The organism is Tetragenococcus koreensis, from assembly GCF_003795145.1.
Lineage (GTDB): Bacteria > Bacillota > Bacilli > Lactobacillales > Enterococcaceae > Tetragenococcus > Tetragenococcus koreensis.
On sequence record NZ_CP027786.1, the window covers coordinates 1,986,159 to 2,007,069 of the forward strand.

At 38.2% G+C, this 20,911-nt stretch carries 18 protein-coding genes; 11 read left to right on the forward strand and 7 right to left on the reverse strand.

What is annotated here, in order from left to right; all coding sequences use genetic code 11:
* Positions 1–37 precede the first annotated feature (37 nt).
* The gene (locus C7K43_RS09565; RefSeq protein WP_124006631.1) at positions 38–1,288 is read left to right on the forward strand and encodes an amidohydrolase; all 1,251 of its coding nucleotides are present in this window, start codon (positions 38–40) and stop codon (positions 1,286–1,288) included.
* Positions 1,285–2,496: an amidohydrolase gene (locus C7K43_RS09570; protein WP_124006632.1), complete on the forward strand. Its 1,212-nt coding sequence runs from the start codon at positions 1,285–1,287 to the stop codon at positions 2,494–2,496. Before C7K43_RS09565 ends, C7K43_RS09570 begins: the two co-directional genes overlap by 4 nt.
* Before the next feature lie 86 nt (positions 2,497–2,582).
* Here the strand turns inward: C7K43_RS09570 and nox are convergent, their stop codons facing one another.
* Positions 2,583–3,914: a H2O-forming NADH oxidase gene (gene nox / locus C7K43_RS09575; RefSeq protein WP_124006633.1), complete on the reverse strand. Its 1,332-nt coding sequence runs from the start codon at positions 3,912–3,914 to the stop codon at positions 2,583–2,585.
* Between the two features lie 206 nt (positions 3,915–4,120).
* Positions 4,121–4,765 carry a deoxynucleoside kinase gene (locus tag C7K43_RS09580; protein ID WP_124006634.1) on the reverse strand — a complete coding sequence of 215 codons (645 nt, stop codon included), beginning with the start codon at positions 4,763–4,765 and terminating at the stop codon, positions 4,121–4,123.
* 224 nt (positions 4,766–4,989) lie between these two features.
* On the opposite strand from C7K43_RS09580, the gene mvk reads away from it, so the two are divergent.
* From mvk to fni, 4 genes are read left to right on the forward strand one after another with little or no spacing between them, the layout of a single operon-like run.
* A complete protein-coding gene (gene mvk, locus C7K43_RS09585; RefSeq protein WP_124006635.1) occupies positions 4,990–5,925 on the forward strand; it encodes a mevalonate kinase in 936 nt (311 codons plus the stop codon).
* Positions 5,918–6,910 (forward strand): diphosphomevalonate decarboxylase, encoded by a 993-nt coding sequence (gene mvaD, locus C7K43_RS09590; protein ID WP_124006636.1) that lies wholly within the window; start codon positions 5,918–5,920, stop codon positions 6,908–6,910. Before mvk ends, mvaD begins: the two co-directional genes overlap by 8 nt.
* A complete protein-coding gene (locus C7K43_RS09595) occupies positions 6,907–7,998 on the forward strand; it encodes a phosphomevalonate kinase (RefSeq protein WP_124006637.1) in 1,092 nt (363 codons plus the stop codon). Before mvaD ends, C7K43_RS09595 begins: the two co-directional genes overlap by 4 nt.
* Entirely contained in the window at positions 7,995–9,044 is a 1,050-nt protein-coding gene (gene fni / locus C7K43_RS09600; RefSeq protein ID WP_124006638.1) for a type 2 isopentenyl-diphosphate Delta-isomerase, read from the forward strand. Before C7K43_RS09595 ends, fni begins: the two co-directional genes overlap by 4 nt.
* Positions 9,045–9,162: 118 nt before the next feature.
* Here fni and yajC read toward each other — a convergent pair whose 3' ends face one another.
* The 3 genes from yajC to C7K43_RS09615 all read right to left on the reverse strand — a co-directional run bounded on the left by yajC (position 9,163) and on the right by C7K43_RS09615 (position 12,340).
* Entirely contained in the window at positions 9,163–9,531 is a 369-nt protein-coding gene (yajC, locus tag C7K43_RS09605; protein WP_124006639.1) for a preprotein translocase subunit YajC, read from the reverse strand.
* 81 nt (positions 9,532–9,612) lie between these two features.
* Complete coding sequence (gene tgt, locus C7K43_RS09610) at positions 9,613–10,758, reverse strand: tRNA guanosine(34) transglycosylase Tgt (RefSeq protein WP_124006640.1); 1,146 nt, start codon at positions 10,756–10,758, stop codon at positions 9,613–9,615.
* A 319-nt stretch (positions 10,759–11,077) separates the two neighbouring features.
* Positions 11,078–12,340 carry a transposase gene (locus C7K43_RS09615; protein ID WP_124006641.1) on the reverse strand — a complete coding sequence of 421 codons (1,263 nt, stop codon included), beginning with the start codon at positions 12,338–12,340 and terminating at the stop codon, positions 11,078–11,080.
* Positions 12,341–12,665: 325 nt separating this feature from the next.
* Here C7K43_RS09615 and C7K43_RS09620 point away from each other — a divergent pair, with 325 nt between their 5' ends.
* Complete coding sequence (locus C7K43_RS09620; RefSeq protein WP_124006642.1) at positions 12,666–13,373, forward strand: DUF975 family protein; 708 nt, start codon at positions 12,666–12,668, stop codon at positions 13,371–13,373.
* Positions 13,374–13,632: 259 nt separating this feature from the next.
* Here the strand turns inward: C7K43_RS09620 and queA are convergent, their stop codons facing one another.
* Positions 13,633–14,664, reverse strand: a complete 1,032-nt coding sequence (queA, locus tag C7K43_RS09625; protein ID WP_124006643.1) for a tRNA preQ1(34) S-adenosylmethionine ribosyltransferase-isomerase QueA — start codon at positions 14,662–14,664, stop codon at positions 13,633–13,635.
* Positions 14,665–15,222: 558 nt separating this feature from the next.
* Here queA and C7K43_RS09630 point away from each other — a divergent pair.
* The 4 genes from C7K43_RS09630 to C7K43_RS09645 are packed head-to-tail and all read left to right on the forward strand — an operon-like array spanning position 15,223 to position 18,635.
* Positions 15,223–16,395 carry a betaine/proline/choline family ABC transporter ATP-binding protein gene (locus tag C7K43_RS09630; RefSeq protein ID WP_168712002.1) on the forward strand — a complete coding sequence of 391 codons (1,173 nt, stop codon included), beginning with the start codon at positions 15,223–15,225 and terminating at the stop codon, positions 16,393–16,395.
* Positions 16,396–16,398: 3 nt separating this feature from the next.
* Positions 16,399–17,040: an ABC transporter permease gene (locus C7K43_RS09635; RefSeq protein WP_124006645.1), complete on the forward strand. Its 642-nt coding sequence runs from the start codon at positions 16,399–16,401 to the stop codon at positions 17,038–17,040.
* Positions 17,037–17,957, forward strand: a complete 921-nt coding sequence (locus tag C7K43_RS09640; RefSeq protein ID WP_124006646.1) for an osmoprotectant ABC transporter substrate-binding protein — start codon at positions 17,037–17,039, stop codon at positions 17,955–17,957. The genes C7K43_RS09635 and C7K43_RS09640 overlap by 4 nt, the downstream gene beginning before the upstream one ends.
* 6 nt (positions 17,958–17,963) lie before the next feature.
* Positions 17,964–18,635: an ABC transporter permease gene (locus tag C7K43_RS09645; protein WP_124006647.1), complete on the forward strand. Its 672-nt coding sequence runs from the start codon at positions 17,964–17,966 to the stop codon at positions 18,633–18,635.
* Positions 18,636–18,752: 117 nt separating this feature from the next.
* Here C7K43_RS09645 and C7K43_RS09650 read toward each other — a convergent pair whose 3' ends face one another.
* Positions 18,753–20,576 (reverse strand): APC family permease, encoded by a 1,824-nt coding sequence (locus C7K43_RS09650; RefSeq protein ID WP_124006648.1) that lies wholly within the window; start codon positions 20,574–20,576, stop codon positions 18,753–18,755.
* Positions 20,577–20,911 lie beyond the last annotated feature (335 nt).

Sequence of the window (20,911 nt, forward strand, 5' to 3'; positions counted from 1 at the left end):
ATTCCAAATAAGTAAATTGATTTTTAAGGAGGATAAGATGAAACAATTAATTCAAAATGTTCGACTAGAAACAAGCTATCAATCAGAGAACGAAGTGATTGTCAAAACAAATACCGAAATTACCGATGTATTAATAAAAAACGGTGTGTTCACTAAAATAGGGCCTAACTTACAAGAAACAGCTGATGTAACAATAGATGCTAAAAAACAATTATTGTTACCTAGTTTGCGTGAAATGCATATTCATATTGATAAAACCTATTTTGGCGACGACTGGCAAGCGCCGATTCCAGCAAAAGACGGGATTTATACTCGTTTAGAAGAAGAAACAACTTTATTACCAGAACAGTTAGACACCGCTGAGCAGCGAGCTCATACGATGGTACAACATTATATCCGTAACGGACATACTCATATTCGTACCCATGTAAACGTAGATCCACAAATTAAAACGAAACATGTCCAATTGGCTAAACGTGTTCTACAAGCTTATGAGGATAAAATCACTTATGAAATTGTAGCTTTTCCGCAACATGGACTACTGCGCAATGGCACAGAATTTTTAACAACTTTAGAAGAAGCTTTAAAATTAGGTGTTACTCACATTGGTGGTGTAGATCCTGCCTCTTTAGATCGCAACATTGGAGAAGTATTAACAACAACTTTTGCTTTAGCCAAAAAGTATAATGTTGGAATTGATATGCATTTGCATGATCGTGACACACTTGGAGCTTTCGAATTGCATCGTATCTTAGATTATATTGAACAAAATGAATTCACTCAGCCTGTCACTATTAGTCATGCATTTGCCTTAGCAGGCCTTAGTGATGTTGAGCTGAACGAACTAATGCAACGAATGGCAAAAAATAACGTAGATGTTACCACTACAGTCGTTATCAGCGATGAAAATGTTACGCTTCCAGTTAAAAAATTATATGATAATGGCGTTGCTGTTTCCTTCGGACATGATAGCTTAATCGATCATTGGTCCCCTTTTGGTACTGGTGATACAGTTCAAAAATTAAATTTGTTTATCGAACGATGTGGTTACATCGATGAATACCAAATCAGTCAATCTTTAAAATACGCTACTGGTGGTATCACTCCTTTAAATGAACAAGGAAAACAAATCTGGCCACAAATTGGCGATCAAGCAAATGCTATTTTAGTAGACGCTGTTAGCTCTGCTCACATGATTGCACGCCAGTGCCCTATATCAACTGTGTTTTCCACTGGCAAAACCATTTATCAAGCAGACATCGCATTGGAAGGAGCTTACCGCGGATGAAAACTTTAAAAAACGTACGCCTAGAAACAGGAGAATCCCTTGATGAACGTCAACGTATTCAGACCAAAACAGCGCTATTTGATTTAAAAATCGAGGGTGAAAAGATTGTCCAAATTACCCCCTCTACAAAAAATCCAGAAGAGCCGGGCATCGATATGGGAGGCAAATTATGTTTGCCCGCCTTTAAAGACATGCATAACCATCTGGACAAAACTTACCTATCTTTACCCTGGAAAGCTTGTAAACCCAGCAAAAATTTAACTCACCGATTACAATTAGAAGCAGAAGAATTGCCCGAATTAGCTAAAACTGTTGAACAACGTGCTTCTACAACGATTGAACGGTATTTAAATAGTGGAGTAAATCACATTCGTACACATGTTAATATCGATCCTTTTATCGGCTTAAAAAACCTTGAAGGCGTCAAAAAAGCTTTGGAAAAATATCAAGATTATTTAACAGCAGAAATTATCGCGTTTCCACAACATGGTTTGCTTACTCATCCTGAGGTTCCTAACTTACTACGCCAAGCACTAAACTCAGGTGCGACCATGCTAGGTGCTTTAGATCCAGCTGGCATTGACCATGACATTGAACGTTCTTTACAAACCACTATGGACATCGCAAAAGAATTTCAAGTAGACGTTGACATGCATTTTCATGATGCTGGACAATTAGGTTATTATACAATGGATAAGTGGTTAGATATGATTGAAGAGCAAGATTTTCAAGGAAAAACGGGTTTTAGCCACGCCTTTGGTTTATGCGGATTAACTGATAAAGCGTGGAATAATATTTACCCACGTTTGCAACAACATGCTGTCCAAATTCTTACAACCATTCCAATTAGCATGAAAAAAAAGCTCTTACCCATTGATGCTTTACAAAAGGAAAATGTTTTTGTGGGCATAGGCTGCGATGGTTTTTATGATTCATGGAGTCCTTATGTATCTGGAGATGTAGTAGAAAAAGTACGTAACTACTGTGATTATACTGGAAAAAGCGATGAACGAGCTTTAAGGCAAAGTTTAAAGCTAATTACTAACGAACTTACCCCTCTTACTGAAAACGGCCAACAACAATGGCCAAATATCGGTGATACGGCCAGTTTTGTTTTTATTGATGCGATATGTAGCGCTCAAGTTGCGGCTCGCATTCCCAAAGAACGAGTATTGATGCATAAAGGAAATTTCTATCCTTCCAAATAATTCATACAGTTTTAACATAAATAAAAAGTTCCGAGCAAGAGGAACGTAAAAACTCTTCACTCGGAACTTTTTATTTTATTCGTTGTTTATTCAGCAGCTAAAGCCGCTTTGTTGATATAGTTATAAGGTTGATTGAAATGTGGTAAGAAGAAGATATCAAGCATACCTAATTCATCAATGGTTACTTGGCGTTCGATAGCTAGTGAGAACATATGAATAGCCATTGAGATATCTGATGTCGTTGAAGACATTTGAGCGCCCACAATCCGACGAGAACTTGCTTCATAAACCATCCGCAATTTCACATCAGCATTTTCTTTCATAAATTCTGGTTTTTGCGTATCTTCAATATCTGTATATTTCACGTCTAAATTAAATTTAGCAGCAGACTCAACAGAATAACCTGTTGATACCATGTGGTGACCAAAGATTGAAATCCCGTTTGAACCTTGAACTCCAGGCGATTCAATTGGGTTGCCTGCAATATTTTCACCAGCGACAATCCCTGTGCGTAGCGCGTTCGACGCCAAAGCAATATAAGTGGTTCCTTGTAACGCATTTGAATAAACTGTTGCGCAATCACCCACTGCATAAACATCTGGATCACTCGTTTGTTGGTGACGGTCTACTAGATAAGCGCCGTTAGCAAACAATTCTAAATGATCTTTAGCCAATTGATTATTTGGTGAAAAGCCGATCGCATTAATGACTAAATCAACATCATAGTCCCCTTTTTCAGTGACAATTTGTTCGACCTTGTCTGAACCTTTATATTCTTTCACTAATTCACCGTAATGCAATTCAATCCCGTGATCAGCTAAATTTTTGTCCATATCATCAGTAAACCAAGGATCATAATAACTTGGCAAGCAACGATCTAATGCGTCAAATAACAACACATTTTTGCCGCGTCGTTTGGCAGCTTCTGCCATTTCCACACCAATATATCCTGCCCCGATAACTGCGATATTTTTCACATCTTCATGTTCAAACATTTGATCAATGTTTTGGCCTTCTTCGTATTTTTTCATAAAGGTAATGTTCTTTAATTCACGACCAGGTACCTTAGGAGAGATCGGGATAGAACCAGTAGCTAATACTAGCTTGTCATAGCTTTCTTCTACCTTATCTCCTTGTTGATCTGTTGCATGAACAATTTTTCCTTCAAAGTCAATATTATCAACAGTTGTTTGTGTCCGTACCTTAGCGCCTTTTGCTTCAAAGTCTTCGCGATCGGTATAAAATAAACCATCTACGCTATCAATTTGATGTCCTACCCACAAAGCAGTTCCACAGCTTAAGTAGCTAAAGTTTTCGTTGCGTTCGATCATTACAACTTCTTGTTCTGAGTTATCTAAGATGGCGTTTGCTGCTGCTAAGCCAGCATGATTCGTTCCAATAATTACTGTTTTTGTCATCTGTTTTTCCTCCCTTAATTTACAAATACACTATACCAAGATTGTGAATATGGGAACTATCAACTTTTTTTGCACAACCGAAAGAATTGAAAGGAAATTCACATGAGAAACTATATAAAAGTATTTCTTCAGGAAGAAAAACAAAAATAAAAATTCTTTTGTGAAAAAAAGCCCATTTACAGAACTTTTTTCACAAACCTCCCTCGCTAATTTCGAATCTCGAATAGTTTTTCATCAATCATTGCCATTACCTGCTGAGCCGCTTGCGGACTTTCTACAAAATTTAACTGATCACCGTCAATTTGGATTTTAGGACTTTGATTATAATTCTCATACCACAAATCATAGCGACGATTTAGTTCTTTATAGTAGTCATACAATGTAGGGTCATATTCCAATTGCTCGTATGGCCGGCCCCGTTTTTCAATACGTTCAAGCATGGTAGCAAAAGAGACTTTAATATGTACCAATAAGTCTGGATGTTTTTTATGGGCTGCATAGGGAAGTTCTTCCATCATATTACCTAATAATTCATCGTAAACACGAACTTCAATCTCATTGGCTCTACCCAAATCAGCATTTAAGTGGAACAAGAGAGAATCTTCATAAATCGAACGATCCAATACGTTATTGTCTTCTTGCATTGCTTTTTTGATATTAGCAAAACGTTTATTTAAAAAATAGATTTGCAATAAAAAAGCATATTGCTCTGGATCTTCATAAAATAAGGGTAATACTTCATTTTCTGCAACTGACTCATAAAAAGCTTGGCTACCTAAATGATTAGCTAATAACGCAGTTAAACTAGACTTTCCTGCACCGATTGTACCTGCTAACACAATCACACTCATAACATCCCTTCTATTTTTCACTAAATATAGTACTCTTTATCCAACTTAAACACTTTAACCCGCTATATCTGGTAACGTCAAGGTCGATTTTTTTACTTTTTTATAACAAAGAAACCTTAAGATTTACCTTTTTTTCTTATAAAATGTTTTGAATACTTAACGAGAGCGCATTAATTTAGTAAAATATCTAAAGGATAACAAATGAAAATAGAAAGAGGCTCAACATGTTAGTTCAGGGAAATGGTCAATCAAACGGAAAAATTATCTTAATTGGCGAGCACTCCGTTGTTTATGGAGAACCAGCAATTGCTTTTCCTTTTGGCGGGACTCAAGTAAACGCCACTGTACAACAAGCAGAAAAAAATTTTTTAACATCACGTTATTATGTAGGCTACCTACAAAATGCACCTGAGCAGTTACAAAGTATTAAGCAACTGGCTCATAAATTACAAACCGATTTACATACACCCCATTTTGAATTAGATATTAACAGTACGATCCCAGCTGCACGAGGCATGGGTTCAAGTGCTGCAGTCGCAGTCGCTATTACACGGGCTTTTTTTAGTTGGAGTGAACAAGAACTCACTCAAAAAAAACTGCTGTCTTTTGTTAACTTTGCTGAAAAGATTGCCCATGGTAATCCTAGCGGCATTGATGCTGCAGCTACCAGCGGAGAAGAACCCATTTTTTTTGAAAGAAAGCAAGAAGTAACAACTTTTCCAATGAATATTGACGCCTATTTGCTGGTTGCTGATACTGGTATTCTTGGTCAAACTAGAGAAGCTGTACAGTCAGTAGCCCAACGTTTACACACATTTCATGACGAAACTTTTTCGGCCATTCAAGAATTAGGGATATTAACTGATCAGGCCAAAGAAGCAATTATTGCAAACCAACCCGAAGTTTTAGGTGAATTAATGATAAAAGCGCATAAGCGGTTAAAATCATTAACGGTTAGTAATAAATTATTAGATGCTTTCATCCAATTTTCTTTAGAAAATGGTGCATTAGGCGCAAAATTGACAGGTGGCGGCCGCGGAGGTTGCTTTTTGGCGCTGACAAAAACCAAAGAACAAGCTGAAATATTAGCCCAGCAATTACAAGAACGCGGTATAAAAGAAACCTGGATACAAGGATTAGGAGTTTATCAATATGCATAATGGAAAAGCGAGAGCATTTACAAATATTGCCTTGATTAAATACTGGGGTAAAAAAGATCAGCAACTGATTTTACCCATGAATAATAGCTTATCTTTAACGTTAGACGCCTTTTACACCGAAACCAGCGTCTCTTTTTCTAAGGATTATAGCCATGATACATTTTATTTAGATGACCAGTTACAAAATGAAAAAGCAACACAAAAAATCAGTCATTTTTTAGACCTTGCGCGCAAGCAAGCCGGGGTTTTTGAGCATGCTATTGTACGGAGTCAAAATTTTGTCCCCACAGCGGCTGGTTTAGCCTCTTCTGCCAGTGGTTTAGCTGCTTTAGCAGGTGCTTGCAACGTTGCTTTGGGTCTCAACCTTACGACTAAAAATTTATCACGCTTGGCCAGAAGAGGCTCAGGTTCTGCTTGCCGCAGTGTATATGGTGGTTTTGTCGAATGGGAAAAAGGAAATTCCGATCAAACTTCCTATGCTTCACCTGTAGCTTCCCATCACTGGGAAGATGATTTAGCTATGATTTTCATTCTAATTAACGATAAAACCAAAGATGTTTCTAGTAGAAATGGCATGCAGCGGACAGTAGATACTTCACTTTATTACAACGATTGGTTAAAAGCTGCTAACATAGATATTGAAAAAGCAAGAACAGCCATAGCTAACCAAGATTTTCAAGCTTTAGGAGAAGTAACTGAAGCTAACTGTTTGAAAATGCACGCTACTACATTGGCAGCTAACCCGCCTTTTACTTACTGGACACCGGATAGTCTAAAAGCAATGAACAAGGTGCAAGCAATGCGTCAAGCAGGACAAAACTGCTACTTTACCATGGATGCTGGGCCTAATGTAAAGGTACTTTGCCAAAAAAAAGACAGTGAAACGATCTATCGTGAATTACAAAAAGATTTTCCTTCCCACCAGCTGATCATGGCCCATGCAGGAAAAGGAATTGAAACTTTAGAAATGGAAGTGGCAAAATGATTGAAGTATCCACCCCAGGAAAATTGTATATTGCAGGTGAATACGCCGTCGTCGAACCAGGTCATCCTGCCATCCTCGCAGCTGTCGATCAATTTATTAATGTGACCATCGAAAACGCAACTGAAAATGGCAGCATTCAATCTCAACAATATAGTGATCTTCCGATACGTTGGACCAGAAGAAACGGTGAACTGGTCTTAGACCATCGGGAAAATCCTTTTCACTACATTTTGGCTGCTATCCGCCTAACTGAACGCTATGCCAAAGAGCAAGGTACTCTATTGAGCTTTTATCATCTAAAAGTTACTAGTGAATTGGATAATTCTAGTGGGCGCAAATACGGATTAGGTTCAAGCGGAGCTGTTACGGTAGGTACTGTTAAAGCTCTTAATTTATTCTACGATTTGCAATTGGATCCATTAATGCAATTTAAAATTGCTGCTTTAGCCCATTTAGCTGTTCAAGGAAACGGTTCTTGCGGGGATATTGCTGCTAGTTGTTTTGGCGGCTGGCTAGCTTTTTCGACTTTTGACCACGAATGGGTAAAAGAAAAACAAGATAAGTGGCAAATTAGTGATCTATTGGAAAGTGATTGGCCAAAACTTTCCATTCAACCGTTGCAATCGCCAAAAAATATGCGTTTATTAATTGGTTGGACAGGCAGTCCAGCCTCTACCTCCGATTTAGTCGACCAAGTGAATCGATCCAAAGAAGATAAAGACGATACCCAAAAAAATTATGAACAATTTTTAGCAGATAGTAATCGTTGCGTAGAAGATATGATTGACGGCTTTACGGATGATAATGTTGCAAAAATAAAAAAAATGATTACAAAAAATCGCCAATTATTAAAAAACCTCTCTAAAGCAACTAACGTCGTCATCGAAACACCTGCTTTAAAACAACTTTGTGATTTAGCTGAAGCTTGTGGCGGAGCATCAAAGTCTTCTGGAGCCGGTGGTGGTGATTGTGGGATTGTGATCGCTGACCAAAAAACCGGGATTTTACCTTTAATGAGCAAATGGGAAAAAGCCGATATTATTCCTTTACCCTTACATGTTTACCATTATCGAGGAGGTATAAAATGAATCGTAAAGATGAACACGTTTCTCTTGCCAAAGCATTTCACAAACCACATCTCAGTGATTTCGATGAAATAAAGATTGTTCATCAATCACTTACTTCAAATCGTTTGAGTGATGTATCTATCAGTACTGAACTGTTTAATCGAAGTTTCTCTAGTCCCTTTTTTATCAATGCCATGACAGGTGGTAGCCCGAAAACAAAAAAAATCAATCAACAATTAGCTGTAATCGCTAGAGAAACCGGTTTGATGATGGCCACAGGTTCAGTTTCTACTGCCCTAAAAAGCCCTGAAACCAAAGATTCTTTTTCGACCGTTAGAAAAGAATTCCCCGAAGGATTCTTATTAGCAAATGTGGGAGCGGGCACTTCTTTAGAAAATGCGCAGCGGGCCGTAGACCTTTTTCAAGCTGATGCTTTACAAATTCATTTGAACACCCCTCAAGAACTTGTGATGCCTGAAGGGGACCGTGATTTTACTGACTGGTTACCTTTGCTAGAAAAAATCGTACAACATAGTGAAGTTCCAGTTATTGTAAAAGAAGTGGGCTTTGGTATGACACGAGAAACGATCACACAAATTTTAGCCACAGGAGTACAAACAATCGATGTCGCTGGTAGCGGTGGAACCAGTTTTACTCAAATTGAAAACGCGCGGCGCAAAAAACGCGAATTTAGTTACCTAGATCAATTTGGACAAACTACCGTAGAATCTTTGCTAGAAGCAAACGAAGTTACCACAGCTTTTAACTTGATTGCTTCTGGAGGCATCCGCAACGCCTTCGATATTTTTAAATCACTTTGTTTGGGCGCTAAAATGGTTGGTATTTCCGGTACGTTTTTGAATTACCTCTTAACAAATGGCAGTCAAGCAACTATCGAATTAATCGAACAATGGAAAAATGAATTACAGACGCTTTATACTATGTGTGGTGCGTTAAAAACTACTGATTTAACAACCGTGCCTCTAGTATTGGCTGGAAAACCTAAAAACTGGTGCCAAGCAAGAAATATTGATGAAAAAAAATATAGTATGCGCAAGTCTGTATGATCTGACTCATTAAGTTTGATCATGCAGACTTATTTTATATCCGTTAACCTTTTTTATCGAAGCACAAAAAAAGACTAGTAACAAACTAGCCTTAAATTCAAGATTCAATTATTTAAAATTATTCTTGCGATTCGTCTTTATCTTCTTGAGAACTATCATCAGAGTTTCTATCTTCAGAATGTTCTGGTGTGTTATCAGTAGTAGGCACTGAACCACTTTGTGCCGTTTCCTCTGTATAGGTTGGTTTTACTGTGCGAATTGACGCACGATCAAATTCAAGGAAGATTCCTTCACAATCAAGCGTGACTGTTTTTTTATCCTCATCAATTTCCGAAACCACACCATGCAATCCGCCAATTGTTACCACTTGGTTTCCAGGACGCATACTATCCAATACATCTTGACGCTTTTTCTGTTGTTTCTTTTGTGAACGCTGCATAAAGTACATCAAAATGATGATAGGTACCAGCATTATAAGTATTTCCATTAATTTTTCACCTCAGCTTTTATCGTTTCACTCTATACTGTATCAGAAGCCAGTATATTTCACTAGTATTTTTCTAGAAAGTTAGAAATTTTTCGCATTTTCTTCATTAAATCCATACTCTTCAAAAAATTGTTCACGAAATTCCAGTAGTTGATCATCTCTAATGGCTTGACGAACTTGTTCCATCAAATGTAATAAGAAATGAAGATTGTGATAAGTTGTCAATCGAATACCAAAAGTTTCATCACATTTCAGTAAATGGCGGACATAAGCACGCGTGTAGTTACGACATGTATAGCAATTACATTGTTCATCAATCGGTCGGAAGTCGCGCGCAAATTTGGCGTTTTTTACTACTAAACGTCCCTTTGAAGTCATACAAGTTCCGTTGCGCGCAATCCTTGTCGGTAATACACAGTCAAACATATCAACACCACGAATCGCGCCGTCAATTAAAGAATCCGCTGCGCCAACACCCATCAAATAGCGCGGTTTGTTTTCAGGTATCAACGGTGTCGTGTATTCTAACATCCGATTCATTTCAGCTTTTGGTTCACCAACAGAAAGTCCACCAATTGAATAGCCAGGAAAGTCTAAACTAACTAAATCTTTTGCACTTTGTTTACGTAGATCTTTATGCCCTGCTCCTTGAACGATTCCAAACAACCCCTGCATTTCAGGATTAGCATGGGCTTTTAAGCCTCTTTCAGCCCAACGCGTAGTCCGTTCAATTGAATTTTTTACATAATCATAACTTTCATCATAAGGCGGACATTCATCAAGACTCATCATGATATCTGATCCTAATTTATTTTGAATATCGATCGCTTTTTCCGGAGATAAAAACATTTTTGAACCATTAATATGATTCCGAAAATGCACGCCCGCTTCTTCGATATTACGCATATCTGCCAAAGAAAATACTTGAAAACCACCAGAATCAGTCAAAATCGGTTGATCCCAATTCATAAATTTATGCAGTCCGCCAGCTTCAGCAACAATATCCTCGCCCGGTCGCAACCATAAATGATAGGTGTTACTTAAAATGACCCCCGCACCCATTTCTTTTAATTCTTCAGGTGACATCGTTTTTACTGTAGCAAGTGTTCCCACGGGCATAAACATAGGTGTAGGAAAAGTACCATGGGGAGTAATTAACTCACCTAACCGAGCACCGGTATGTTTTTCTTTTTTGATTAAGCGATATTGAATGGCGGGTTGTGTCATTGTTTCGTCCTACTTTCTTCTTTTTATGAATTAGCCAAAATATGCGTAACTTTCATTAAATAAAGTTTACGTACCATCCTTTATCATAAAGGGAAAATCGCGATTTTGCAATAACCAATATTAATGGAATCTTTTGCGCTGCTTCATTTTTTTCGTAAAAAAGATAAAAAAAGAAATAAAAAGAAGAAAACCCACGTTTTTTCCCATTTTAATAAGGAAAAATAAACGTTTTCTTTTTTTCTTGAACAGTCTTTCTTTAAAAAAGAGCGCACGAAAGACACGGGTAAAAATACACCGTGTTTTTTTATGATGGCGAGAGTTACGCCGCGGGTCGTTTTTCTTGGGCTAAGGCGCGTTTTTTCTTCGCTAACATCAAGCAAAATGTGGTGGTCACATGCAATTTCATTTTCGCTAAGCCCCGTATCCGATGATCTTCAAAGAGATAATCGCGGTCGATCCGGCCGTTAACCCGTTCCACGGCGGAGCGCTCGTTATAATAACGTTGAAATTTTTTCGAATCCCGCCCGATCAAGTTAAAGACCCGTGGATCTTCGGCGCGTGGAATCGAAACCCGATGAATCCCCGCCCCATTTTTCGGATGCGTTTCATAACGAAGGGTGTCCGAAGCGGCATGATACCCCTTGTATTGCGCTCGGATAAGCTTTCCTCGATGGCTCACATAATAAACTTCACCTTTATAAGTATAAACGAAGTCGGTATCTTGATATTGTCGGGTGCTTTCTCCTTGCCAATGATTTACGATATCGATGATCGGCTTCATCCCTCGATCTTCAATGATCTCGCGTAATTTTCCTCCGTCATAGCCTTTATCTGCGGATAAATGGTCGCAACGTTCCGCCAGCCAGGAAGGCATTTGGGCCACCATTTCCTTAGCCACCGTTTTTTCCCCATTCGCCGCGGGTGTTACTCGAAATAAAAGGGGCAACTCATATCTGGCATCGGCGATTAGATGCACGCGATAACCATAAAACCAAGCGGATTTTGTTTGGATTTTCCCTTCTTTTGTCGTAGAGGTATAAGACTTTTGGGTATAATTGGCATCGTGATCTCGGCGCCCCTCGCATTTTTTCTTTTTTGGCGGTCTTTGGGCATAGGCTTCAATAATTTTGCCATCCAAAGCTAAGCTTTCGCCGAGGTCGGAGAGCGCTTCTTGTAGCTCCTCGGTCATATGGGCAAATAGGGCGTCGAGCAGGTCTTGAACATCGATCAGTCGCCTTTGAAATCGTGTGAAAGCTGAAGGACTAGGAGCTAAACTTTTGCGGCCGTTTTTTCGATTGTAGCGTGGTTCAAGATGACAAGCATGACGTAAAAAAGGATTCCGCTCAAGTTCATTGATTAACTCCGTGGGCCCTTGATGATGGAAGACAAACATCGCAATCCAGCAGCGAAACATCGCTTCGTTCGGCCAATCATCGCGACCGCTCGCACGTCGGTCATCTAATTCCTGGATCAAGTGCTGGTAAGGGATCTGATTTAATAGAGCTTCAAACTCTTGAAGCGGTCCGCAATCAAAATCTTCAAATAAGTTGATATTGTATGGTACAATAGTTTCAGAATTCATAAGAAAAGCCTCCTATTTAGTTTTGTCGTTACTACTATTATAGTGGAAATCGCTCGATTTGTCGGCTTTTCTTATGATTCTTTTTTCTATTTTCATTTATACCGTGAAATTCTAAAAAAATAGAAATCGGAAAGGCCAAATCCTCATTTCATAGGGTTTTACCTTCCGATTTCTTTTTTATTACAATCGTTAATCCTTGTAAGACAAGGACTTTCAACATCGCGATTTATTCTTAATGAGACCTTTCTAGTTTTTCTTTTTAGTTACCTTTGGTATACTAATTGTAAATTAAGGTAACTAACCTTATATGTAGAGGAGTATATATATGAAATCAAATGCGGAAATACGTGCAGAAGCTAGAAAAATGTTGAAAGGGCGTTGGAAAGAAAGTGTGCTAATGAACTTAGTACCTGTTTTAATCACGATTGTTATTGCTGCAATTATCCTAATTCCTGCTATACTATTTCTTGGTCAAAACGTCCAAATTATGAATGATTCCGGTACGTATTACACCAATTATTCTACAGGTTCGAATGGCTCTACCGGCGGTTCTAGCGGATTCATTTCAGGCTTGATCACTACTTTTTTCACAGTTGCCATTAGTTGGACTTTTTTAGATGTTTTACGTGGTAAAAAAATAGTCATTCAACCATTTAAAGATGTTTTCCGTACCTTCCGTGCTCCTTATGCTTTAGCAGTCCTTGTTATTTATCTGTTGACGGCAATTTTCCAATTTCTGTGGTCCTTGTTACTCGTCATCCCAGGAGTTATTAAGGGGTATTCTTATTCACAAAGTTATTATATTTATTATGACACCTATGAAGAAACCGGACAAACCCCTCGTTATCTTGATTCAATCACTGCTAGTCGTCATTTAATGGATGGTTTTAAAGCAAAATTATTCTTCTTGGATTTAAGTTTTATCGGCTGGCACATTCTTTGTCTTCTTACTTTTGGAATTGGTTATCTATGGCTAATGCCGTATATCTATGCTACAAAAGCAGCCTTTTATAATAATTTACCTAAAGAATAAACAAACCTAATACAAAAAATAAGATCGCACTTCGTAAAAAAAGTGCGATCTTATTTTTTTCATTTTTAATCATTGAAACATCAAAACCTTCCTCAGAAGTATTAAGATGGAGAATAAAAAGTAATGTTTGTTCGCAGGTTGAATGTGCAGCCCAAAAAGAAAAGTACTATTCACTCAGCCTTGAACAAACAGCAAAGACAAAAATGCCCTCAAAAATAACAGTATTTGATAAACGTGAAGGTATTTGATTCTAATTTTCTTATTTAACAAACATCGCGTCGCCAAAGCTAAAGAAACGGTACCTTTCTTCAACGGCGTGTTGATAAGCTGTTAAAATATTGTCGCGGCCCGCAAAGGCGCTAACCATCATTACAAGAGTTGATTTAGGCAAGTGGAAATTTGTCGAAAAAGCATCAACGATTTTCCATTGGTAGCCTGGTGTGATAAAAATATCTGTCCAACCACTATCTGCTTTGATCTTACCCTCAAATTTTGTACCAATCGTTTCAAGTGTACGAATGGATGTGGTTCCTACAGCAACAATTCTGCCACCTTCATTTTTTACTTGATTCAAACGTTCTGCCGAATCTTCAGTCAGACGATAAAATTCACTATGCATATCGTGATCTTCAATATTTTCTACGCTAACAGGTCGAAAGGTCCCTAAACCAACATGCAGCGTTAGATATACCAATTCGATTCCTTTTTCTTGGATCTTATTTAACAGTTCTTCAGTAAAGTGTAACCCCGCTGTTGGAGCTGCAGCAGAGCCATTTTCCTTGGCATAAACCGTTTGATAACGCTCTGGGTCATCCAATTTCTTTTTAATATATGGTGGCAAAGGCATTTCACCTAAAGCTTCCAAATTTTCTAAAAAGATCCCTTCATAGCTAAAACGAATCATTCGTCCACCATGTTCAAGCTCTTCTTCCACTACCGCTTTTAAGCGTCCATCGCCAAAGCTAATTTTGGTTCCCGCTTTAGCCCGTTTAGCCGGCTTAACTAGAGTTTCCCAAACGTCACCTTCAGTATTGTTTAATAATAATACCTCAAGATGTCCGCCAGTGTCCTCTTTTTGTCCATACAAACGAGCAGGCAAGACTCGTGTATCGTTCATCACTAGGGCGTCGCCTGGATGTAATTCGTCGATAATATCATAAAAATGTTTGTCTTGCATTTTTCCAGTTTTTGAATCTAATACTAATAAACGTGAACTTGAACGATCTGTTAATGGCGTTTGCGCAATTAACTCTTCGGGCAAGTCAAAATCAAAATCTTCTGTGGTTAACATTATTTTCACTCTTTTCTAAACAATCTGTTACATATTTTAGCACTTTTTTTCATTGCTTCAAAGGTAACTGATTTTCGTAATAAAAGCTGTGTTATAATAAAGCTATAGCGTTCCTCTATAACAGCTAACAAAGTGGTTCATAGCGCTTAAAAAAAATTTTCTAATTTAAAAGAAGCGATTACTTATGGAACCATGGCTTCATCATTGACTGTGCTAAGTAGGATGCTCAACCTGTAACCCCTTATAAAAATGAAATATCTGGATAAGACAATTCACAAAAGAGAAAGCAAACATAATATTAATAAATAAGTTACCGTAAAGCGCTTTCTTTGAATTGTTTTCATTATTCAAAGCTTGCATATTTACTTACTATATATAAGCCTTTGACAAATTATTTAGTATTATTAACTATTTTTCGTTCGTAAATTATTCCACTTGATCCCTTATATAACGCTAAATGTTTGCTTTTTTGAGTTTAACTGTTGTATTTTTTTCATTTTTTATGCATACTATATATATAATAGCCGGAACAAATAAAAAAGTTTGAGGGTGGAAAATTTGATTGAATTTCAAGATGTATCAAAAATCTATAAAGGCGGAAAAAAAGCGGTCGACGATATCTCCTTTACCGTTGAAACAGGAGAAATGGTTTGTTTGATTGGGACAAGCGGAAGCGGGAAAACAACCTGTATGCGAATGGTCAATCGTATGACTGACCCGACTAAAGGGAAAATTTTGATCGACAGTCAAAATATCACTGATATTAATCCTGTAGAGTTACGACGCAGAATCGGCTATGTGATCCAAAATATCGGACTGATGCCTCATATGACAATTCGCGATAACATTACTGTTGTCCCCAAACTACTAAAAACGCCACAAGAGGAACGAAAAAAAACGGCAGAGCGTTTGATTAATTTGGTAGAGATGCCCGAGGAAATGTTAGATCGTTACCCGAATGAATTATCAGGTGGGCAACAACAAAGAATTGGTGTGATCCGTGCATTAGCCGCGGATCAAGATATTATTTTAATGGATGAACCGTTCGGTGCGTTAGATCCGATTACCCGTGATTCTTTGCAAGATTTAATCAAAGATTTGAATAAACGGTTGGAAAAAACCATTATCTTTGTCACACACGATATGGACGAAGCGTTAAAATTAGCCGATCATGTCGCCATCATGAGTGAAGGAAAAGTCATTCAGTATGATACGCCAGAAAATATTTTACAACATCCGGCCAATGACTTTGTAGAAGAATTGATCGGAGAAGACCGTCTCATGCAAGCACAGCCTGATAATACGTTGGTTAAAGATGTGATGACCACAGCAGTGACCATTACTTCAGAAAAATCCTTGCAAGAAGCCATTACATTGATGCGTGAAAAACGAGTGGATACCTTATTGGTTACCGACAATCGGGAAATTTTAAAAGGATTCATCGATATCGAATCGATCAATCAAAAAAGTGATCAGACCACCAGCGTGGGCGATATCATAAAAACCGAGGTTTCCTCTGTGAAAGAAGATACACTTTTACGTAATACCTTACAGCGCATTTTAAAACGTGGATTGAAATACGTCCCTGTCGTAGATAATAAACAGCGCGTCGTCGGTATTTTAACACGCGCTTCCTTAGTGGATATTGTTTACGATGTATTATGGGGAGAAGAACAATCCATTCGAGAGGCTGTCGAGTCATTTAAGCCAGAAGAAACTAAGGAGGTCTAGATTATGCAAGCCTTCTTTTCAGAGTATGGTTCACAATTAATGAGTAATTTACTGGAACACATTGTCATTTCATTTATGGCCCTTCTTTTAGGGGCAGTCGTTGCGATCCCTTTAGGCGTTTTATTGACAAGAACAAACAAAATCGCCGGTATCGTAATCAGTACGGCCAGTGCCTTACAAACGATCCCGGCACTCGCTCTGCTTACCTTAATGATCCCATTTTTGGGCGTCGGGCGTGCCCCTGCGATCGTTGCATTATTTATTTATTCCCTACTGCCGATTTTACGTAATACTTATATTGGCATGCAAAATGTTGATCCCAATATTGTCGATGTTGCCAAAGGAATGGGCATGACCAATCTTCAATCAATTAGAAGTGTTGAATTACCGATTGCAGTTCCTACGATCATGGCAGGTGTACGTTTAGCCGCCACTTATGTAATTGCTTGGGCCACACTTGCTTCTTATATCGGTGCCGGGGGTTTAGGGGTTCTCATCTTTAGTGGTTTGGACAACTATCAACCCGAATTGATTATCGGCGGTACGATTCCAGCGATTTTACTGGCGTTAATCGCCGATTACTTACTAGAAAAATTAGAAACATTCCTTACTCCAATTTCTTTAAGGGGGGAAAGTGAACAATGAAAAAAATAAAACATTTCCTTTTATTTTTAGGCGGGCTGCTTTTACTAGCCGGTTGTTCTTTCCCTGGTCTAGCATCAAACCAATCTGACGATACAATCGCTATTACAGGCGGGATTACGACCGAAATGCAGATTATGGGTAGTATGGTTGCAGGAATGATCGAACATTATACGGATAAACAAACGACTGTGATCAATAACTTAGGAACGACCAATATTACCCACGAAGCAATGATGAATGGTGACGCAGATGTTTCAGCTATCCGCTATACCGGAACAGATATTGCATCTACGCTACTTTTACCGCCGGAAAAAGATCCTGCTAAGGCATTAGAAGTTGTAAAAAAAGAATTTAAAGAACGTTACAACCAAGAGTGGATGGATTCCTTTGGCTTTGATAACACTTATGTTTTCTTAGTACGTAAAGATACAGCAGAAGAATATAACTTAGAGACAGTGAGCGATTTAGAAGCTGTTGCCGACGAATTAACAGTAGGAGCTGACCGCGCTTGGATGACCCGTGAAGGGGATGGATACCCAGGTTTTACAGAAGAATACGGTTTTGAATTTGATTCGATCATGCCTATGCAGATTGGTTTGGTCTATGATGCTGTAGCCGCACATCGGATGGATGCGGTATTAGGGTACTCAACAGATGGTCGGATCGCCAGTTATGGTCTAGTGATGTTAGAAGATGATCGTCAATTCTTTCCACCATATGACGCCTCTCCTATCATCAAAGGCGAATTGGCCGAAAGAGAACCCGAAGTAAAAGAAGCGATCGACCGCTTAGCGGGCACGATTGATACAGAGACGATGCAAGAATTAAATTACGAGTCGGACAATAACTTAGTCGAACCATCAATTGTAGCTGAACGTTTCTTACAAGAAAATAATTATTTTGAAGATGAGGAGTGATAGAAGATGGATATGAGTCAAATGAATCTAATGCAGCAATTTGTTTATTACTTTCAAGAAAACGGGAGTTACGTTTTTTCTCAATTTGTTCGTCACTTCTTAATCTCGCTTTATGGCGTGATATTCGCTGCCATCATCGGCATTCCGATTGGCATTATGATCTCAAAGCGAAAGACATTAGCTAGCTGGGTGGTTCGGGTTGCAAATGTTATCCAAACTGTCCCTGCCTTGGCAATGATCTCCATCCTAATGTTTGCCTTTGGGTTGGGCGTCAATGTGGTTATTATCACCGTATTTTTATATTCATTGTTACCGATTATTAAGAATACGTACACGGGCATGACCCAAGTAGATAAGAATGCCTTAGACGTAGGGAAAGGAATGGGCATGACGGCCTGGCAACGCCTTTATATGATCGAATTGCCCTTATCTATTTCTGTGATCATGGCCGGCGTTCGAAATGCTTTAGTGCTTGCCATTGGGATTACCGCGATTGGTACTTTCGTGGGCGCGGGTGGATTAGGAGATATCATTGTCCGTGGGACCAACGCGACAGATGGCGCTGCGATTATTCTAGCGGGGGCTTTACCCACCGCTTTAATGTCCATTGTAACTGATTGGCTGTTAGGGTTGATTGAGCATCAATTAGACCCATCGAGTCGTACCAGCAGAAGCTAAAGGCGTCTAAAAATTATTTGTTTAAATAAATGAGAAAGGGACCAAACGGAAATTATCGTTTGGTCCTTTTTATATTTGAATATGGATCATTCTTAGATTAATAAGTCAGAACTTTGACTATTTTTTCAAGTGATAACTATAGGTACTAACAATAATATGTTGTCGCCAAGAAAGTCGAAATTGTAAGCGTAAATTCGTTTGGTTGTGTAAGATATTTTGCCAGCGATGCCTTGGGACAAATTGAGAAATGATAACCGTTGTTGTATGGTCTTGCTTTCTAGCTTCTTTACTAACCAAATCTACATATCGAATAACAGGATTTTCAATCGAACGGTATGACGTTCGTACAGCAGTAAAATGGACACCAGGAAAAAGGTTTTTAAATTCATTCTCGATTTGCTTTTCTTTTTGTGCATCTTCTTCCAACGATACATGCATCGCAATCACTGTATCTCCAATAGAACGTGCATAGTCTAAAGCGCCAATATTTACTTTTGTCACATTTCCTACTAAAACAATCACTGTGTTCCCTTTATATTTGTGTAGTTTTACCGCCTCTTCTACTCGTAACTGTTCAGAGACGTTTTGATAATGGTCATGGATTTTATAAAAAATGAAGAGTAGTACAGGCATAATGATAAAAAATGGCCAGATATCATCCAAACGATAGACAAATAAAATGACAATAATAGCAAATGAAATGAACGCGCCCACAATATTTGCAAATGATTTTTTCAACCATGAAATCTTCTCATTATACCATTTAACAACCATTCCTGACTGAGATAAAGCAAAAGGAATAAAGACTCCAATTGAATACAGTGGGATTAGTCGCTCCGTTGATCCTTGGAAAATAAACAATAGTACAATAGAACCTGCTGCTAAAGTTATAATCCCATTAGAATACCCTAAACGGTCGCCTCGATCCTGATACATATGAGGCATAAATTTATCTTTAGCTAAGTTGTAAGCCAAAACTGGAAAAGCTGAAAAGCCCGTGTTAGCAGCGACGGCTAAAATAAAAGCTGTTGCAAACTGTAACAGATAGTAAAGAAAACCATGTCCAAAAACGGCCTCACCAATTTGTGATAACACAGTCACTTCTTTTTCAGGCACAATTCCATACCAATAGTTAATAAAGGTAATTCCGACAAAGAAAAAACCTAAAATCATCGCCATAATGGCTAAGGTAGCTGCAGCATTTTTAGCACGCGGTTTTTTGAAAAAAGGAACTGCATTACTAATCGCTTCCACTCCTGTTAAAGAAGAAGAGCCAGAAGAAAAAGCACGCAAAATCAAAGCTAAAGAGATACCTGAAATTGCAGTTCCCGGAACAGCGGTTGCATTAAGTGGAACTATACCAGCAGTGATTTTAAATAACCCTACAAAGATTAAAGCAATAATTATAACGATGAAAGTATATACAGGAATCATCAAAAAACTAGCCGATTCTCTAAGACCGCGTAAATTCACCATCATAATCAGTAAGACAATCACAGCAGAAATGCCTACTTGATGACCGTATAAAGCTGGAATAGCTGATATAATCGCTTCAGCGCCAGCAGAGACAGATACAGCAACCGTTAACATATAGTCAATTAATAATGAACCTCCTGCGACAAGCCCCGCTTTTTCACCAAGGTTCTCGCTACTAACAACATAGGCGCCACCACCATGAGGATACGCATGAATAATTTGCCTATAAGACAATGTTAAAGAAACTAATAAAATAATTACAAAAGCAGCAATTGGCAGTGAATACCAAATCGCAGCAACTGAAAGTGTGACTAACACAACCACAATTTGTTCTGTCCCATAAGCTATGGACGATAATGCATCTGAAGAAAGCAAAGCTAACGCAGCGAATTTACTTAAACTTTGTTCATCGTTTTCTTCAGATTTTAACGGTTTACCTACTAAAAGACGTTTTAAATGTTTCACTTTTTTCTCCTCATTTACCCAACAATAAAATTATTTTATAAGCTAAAAAAGCTTAATATCAGGCGTTTAAGTCCTTTTTATTAAAAATGAATTTACGCCTATTCCAAGTAAAAGTCAATTAGAGTTATCGGTTATATCCATAGTATTTTTTTAGGTAAACTGCATTTTCCATCAGCTTTTCTAAGGAAAGGAATCTTTTCTGAAAATTAAAAATTTATTCTATTGGTCAAAGCAACGACCTTTACGGTAAACCACTTGGTGTAAATATATGTAATCTATACCACGGTGATTAAGCATATACTTTTTCTTAAGGCACAAAAAAAAGCAGAACGTTA